This is a genomic window from Rathayibacter sp. AY1B8 (genome assembly GCF_002932775.1).
Taxonomy (GTDB): domain Bacteria; phylum Actinomycetota; class Actinomycetes; order Actinomycetales; family Microbacteriaceae; genus Rathayibacter.
This window is the reverse complement of record NZ_PSWJ01000049.1, coordinates 1-4,079: the sequence shown is the minus strand read 5'-3', so window position 1 is coordinate 4,079 and position 4,079 is coordinate 1. Positions and strand designations below refer to the sequence as shown.

Below are 4,079 nucleotides of genomic sequence, written 5' to 3'. Positions count from 1 at the left end.
GTCCCGTCCACCGGCCCCGCCGCCCGCCCGGCGCGCTCCCGAGCCCGGCCCGCCCGCGTGTGCCCGAAGACGCCGGACCTCCCCGTCGGCGAGCCCTTCGCGAGCCGGTGCGCGCCTCCTCCCGCCTCCGCCGTCGAGGCCCGGCTCCGGGCGCTCCTCGCCGAGCGGCTCGTCTTCGATCCGGCGCACACGGCGGTGCGTCTCGCGCGGCCGTTCTTCGAGCACTGCGAGGCGTGGCCCGACCTGGTGCTCGGCGAGCTGCGCGTCGCGATCGAGTACGACTCCACCGGCCGTCACGGACTCGAGCACGTCGGGCACCGCGAGGAGGCCGACCGGCGGAAGGACCGCGCGCTCCGCTCCGCCGGGTGGGAGGTGGTGCGCATCCGCACGGGCAAGCTGCTGCCGCTCGGCCCCCACGACCTGGTGGCCACGGGGGTCACGGCCGCGCTGGCGGACCGCCTGGTCGACCGGCTCCGCGATGTCCGCGGTCCGCTGCTCGTCGACGCCTGGGGGCGCTGAGCGCGTCGTGCGGCGGCTGCGGGACGGTCCTCCGGGACCCGCCCCCGTCGCTCCGTCCGGTGTCCGGCTCGGCGGAGCGGGACCCTCGGATGCAGTGCCGCGAGTGGGAACCGTCGCGTGGGAACCGGCGAGTCGGAGCGGTCGAGTCGTCGCCGCCGGCTCGCAGCCGACGCGTCAGAGCCGCAGGGCCAGCGCCTCGCTGCGCCAGCGGCGGTGCAGGGCCCAGGGGTCGGGCTCCCCGGCGCGCACGGTCTCGATGTGGGCGTCGAGCGCGGGGCTGCGCGCGAACCACTCGGTGCGCTCCAGGCGCTCGTCGGCGAACTGGGCGTGCCGATGCTGCTCGAGTGCTCGCCCGCCGCGCTCGAACGCGAGGAGCTCCTCGTGCCGGAGCCGGTGGAGGCGCTGCCGGGGATTGCCGCTGGTGCCGATCTTGATCCGCTCGCCGAAGCGGATGTAGTAGACGACGTCGACCCGGGGCGGCGGGAGCTCGCCGTCGGGAGCATCGCCGAGCCGCCACTCGCAGGCGGCGCAGAGCCAGGCGGAGGGGAGCCGGACGCCCAGGCGGGACCCGCACGCCGCGCACGGCGAGGGCAGGGCGTCGATCACGCCGTCCTCGCGGGCGACCCAGTCGTGCGCGAGCCCGAGGTGCGCCGCGCAGAGCGCGAGGGGGGCGCCCGTCTCCGCCGAGGAGGCGCACCCTCCGATCGCGCACGCTCCCATGCCGCCGACGCTAGATGCGACCCCCGACATCGCGCCGCCGTCGACCGCGCCGCCGCGAGCACGCAGGAGTCGGAGTGCTCGCTCTCGAGGACGGCGGCACCCGCGCGCTCGCTGCCCGGCGGATCAGCTCAGGCGGTCGACCAGCGACGAGGCGAGGCCCGTGTAGCCGCCCGGCGTCAGCGCCAGCAGGCGCTCCTTCGCCGCGTCGCCGATGTCGAGACCCTGCACGAAGACGGCGAGGTCGTCGGCACCGAGGCGCTTGCCGCGGGTCAGGTCCTTCAGCAGCGCGTACGGGTCGGTGATCGAGGAGCGGCCGGCCGCCACCTCCGCGCGGATCACCGTCTGGATCGCCTCGGCCAGCACCTCCCAGTTGCCGTCGAGGTCGGCGGCGAGGGCGGTCGGGTCGAGGTCGATCTCGAGCAGGCCGCGCGCGATGTTGTCGAGGGCGAGGAGGGAGTGGCCGAACGCGACGCCGATGTTGCGCTGCGTGGTCGAGTCGGTGAGGTCGCGCTGGAGGCGCGAGGTGACCAGGGTCTGCGCGAGCGAGTCGAGCAGGGCGCTGGAGAGCTCGAGGTTCGCCTCGGCGTTCTCGAAGCGGATCGGGTTGATCTTGTGCGGCATCGTGGACGAGCCGGTCGCCCCGGCCTGGGGGATCTGCCGGAAGTAGCCGAGCGAGATGTAGGTCCAGACGTCGGTGCAGATGTTGTGCAGGATGCGGTTCGCGTGCGCGGCCCTGCCGTAGAGCTCGGCCTGCCAGTCGTGCGACTCGATCTGGGTGGTCAGCGGGTTGAAGACGAGGCCGAGGGAGGTGACGAACTCCTCCGCGAGGGCGGGCCAGTCGGTGCCGGGGTCGGCGGCGAGGTGCGCGGCGAACGTGCCCGTCGCTCCGCTGAACTTGCCCAGGTACTCCGTCGCCTCGATCTGCGCGACGACCCGCTCGAGCCGGTACGCGTAGACGGCGAACTCCTTGCCCATCGTGGTCGGGGTCGCGGGCTGGCCGTGGGTGCGGCTGAGCATCGACTCGTCGCGGTAGCGGACGGCCAGCTCCCGGAGCGACGCGACGACCGAGCGCAGCTTCGGCAGCCAGATCTCGCCGACGGCCTGGCGGACCACGATCGCGTAGGAGAGGTTGTTGATGTCCTCGCTGGTGGCGGCGAAGTGGGTGAGCTCGGCGATGCGCTGCAGGCCCAGCTCCTCGAGCCACTGGCGGACGAGGTACTCCACGGCCTTCACGTCGTGGCGGGTGCGGGCCTCGAGGGTCGCCAGCTCGTCGATCTCGGGCTGGCCGAAGTCGCGGGCGCGGCGGCGCAGCTCCTCGGCGGTCGCCGCGTCGACGGGCTCGGAGCCGAAGAGGCGGCGGTCGGTCAGCGCCAGCAGCCACTCGACCTCGACGTGCACCCGCGCGCGGTTCAGCCCCGCCTCCGAGAGGTACTCGCCGAGCGACGAGACGGCACCGCTGTAGCGGCCGTCGAGGGGGCTCAGCGGCTGGGTGGGGAGCGAGGTCATGCGGTGGTGCCTTCCGGTTCTCAGGTGTCCTGCGCGAGGGCGGCGCGCGCGTCGGTGGAGTCGGGGCGGACCGAGCGGTTGCCGCGCAGTCCTGGTTCGATCTGGGCGAAGAGGGCCCGGCAGGCGCGCTCGATCAGCGCGAGCACCGAGTCGAACGCCGCCGCATCGGAATAGTAGGGGTCGGGGACGTCGCCCTGCGGGGAGAGGCCGGGCTCGAAGTCGAGCAGGCGGCGGATCTTCTGCCGGTCGACCTCGGTTCGCGCCCAGGAGCGCAGCGCGCGCTCGTGCCCGTGGTCGAGCGCGACGACCAGGTCGAACTCGGCGAAGCGGGACGGGTCGAAGAGCTGGGCGCGGTGGCGGCCCCCGTCGAAGCCGTGACGCTCCAGCGCCGCGAGGGCGCGGCTGTCGGCGTGCTCGCCGAGGTGCCACTCGCCGGTGCCGGCCGAGCTGATCTCGATCGCGGAGCCGAGCCCCGCCTGCTCCGCCAGGGAGCGCAGCACCACCTCGGCCATCGGCGACCGGCAGATGTTGCCGGTGCAGACGAAGCACACGGCGAAGGCCGAGGGCGCAGGGGAGTCGGGGGTCACCCGCCCATCATGGCGCACCGCGGCTCCTCCACAGCAGGCCGATCGCGGCCGTCGTCCACCGATGGCGCGCGGGGCCTCCCGGGCGGCGGCGGCGCGGCCGATGCTGACTGCCGAGCCCGCGGTGTCAGTCCTGACGGCGGCGGAGGAAGGGGCGCAGGAGGAGGCCGATGAACCAGTTCACCAGGGCGAGCACGAGGGCGCCGAGCACGCCCCACCAGAAGCCGTCCACGACGAGGCCGAAGCCGAAGAGGCCGCTGATCCAGGCGGTCAGCAGCAGCAGGAGGCCGTTGACGAGGAACGAGACCAGGCCGAGCGTCAGCACGTACAGGGGGAACGCGACCACCCGCACCACTCCGCCGACGACGGCGTTGACGACGCCGAAGATCACCGCCACCAGCAGGTACGTGAGGACCGCCGCGGCGGGGCCCTCCTCGTACGGGTCCACGCGCACGCCCGCCACGACCAGGGTCGTGAGCCAGATCGCGACGGCGTTGGTCAGGAGGCCGAGGAGGAGTCTGCTCATGCCTCCACTATCCCCGCGGGCGGGGCGGGCCGCGAGCCGGGGCTCAGGTGAGGGGCCCGCCGATGGTCGGCTCGGGCGCAGGAGTGCAGAGGCGGGGGTCGTCGGCGCAGGTCCGCGGAGGGAGCACCGCGGTGGGCTCGGGCTGCGGCAGGGGCTCCGCCGCGGCGGTCCTCACGTACCTGCTGGTGGCGGTGATCTTCGGCGTCGTCAACGCCGTCGTCGGC

Annotated in this window: 4 protein-coding genes and 1 pseudogene; 1 reads left to right on the top strand and 4 read right to left on the bottom strand. The window is 74.3% G+C overall.

What is annotated here, in order from left to right:
* Positions 1–519 (top strand): annotated as a pseudogene (locus C5C63_RS16555) (endonuclease domain-containing protein); the annotation flags it as partial.
* A 174-nt stretch (positions 520–693) separates the two neighbouring features.
* Here C5C63_RS16555 and C5C63_RS16550 read toward each other — a convergent pair.
* The 4 genes from C5C63_RS16550 to C5C63_RS16535 all read right to left on the bottom strand — a co-directional run bounded on the left by C5C63_RS16550 (position 694) and on the right by C5C63_RS16535 (position 3,855).
* Positions 694–1,239, bottom strand: coding sequence for a GIY-YIG nuclease family protein (locus tag C5C63_RS16550; RefSeq protein WP_104273932.1), 546 nt, complete (start codon positions 1,237–1,239; stop codon positions 694–696).
* Positions 1,240–1,362: 123 nt separating this feature from the next.
* Positions 1,363–2,745 carry an adenylosuccinate lyase gene (gene purB, locus C5C63_RS16545; protein ID WP_104225198.1) on the bottom strand — a complete coding sequence of 461 codons (1,383 nt, stop codon included), beginning with the start codon at positions 2,743–2,745 and terminating at the stop codon, positions 1,363–1,365.
* A 20-nt stretch (positions 2,746–2,765) separates the two neighbouring features.
* A complete protein-coding gene (locus C5C63_RS16540) occupies positions 2,766–3,332 on the bottom strand; it encodes a low molecular weight protein-tyrosine-phosphatase (RefSeq protein WP_181027248.1) in 567 nt (188 codons plus the stop codon).
* Between the two features lie 124 nt (positions 3,333–3,456).
* The gene (locus C5C63_RS16535) at positions 3,457–3,855 is read right to left on the bottom strand and encodes a phage holin family protein (protein ID WP_104225199.1); all 399 of its coding nucleotides are present in this window, start codon (positions 3,853–3,855) and stop codon (positions 3,457–3,459) included.
* Positions 3,856–4,079 lie beyond the last annotated feature (224 nt).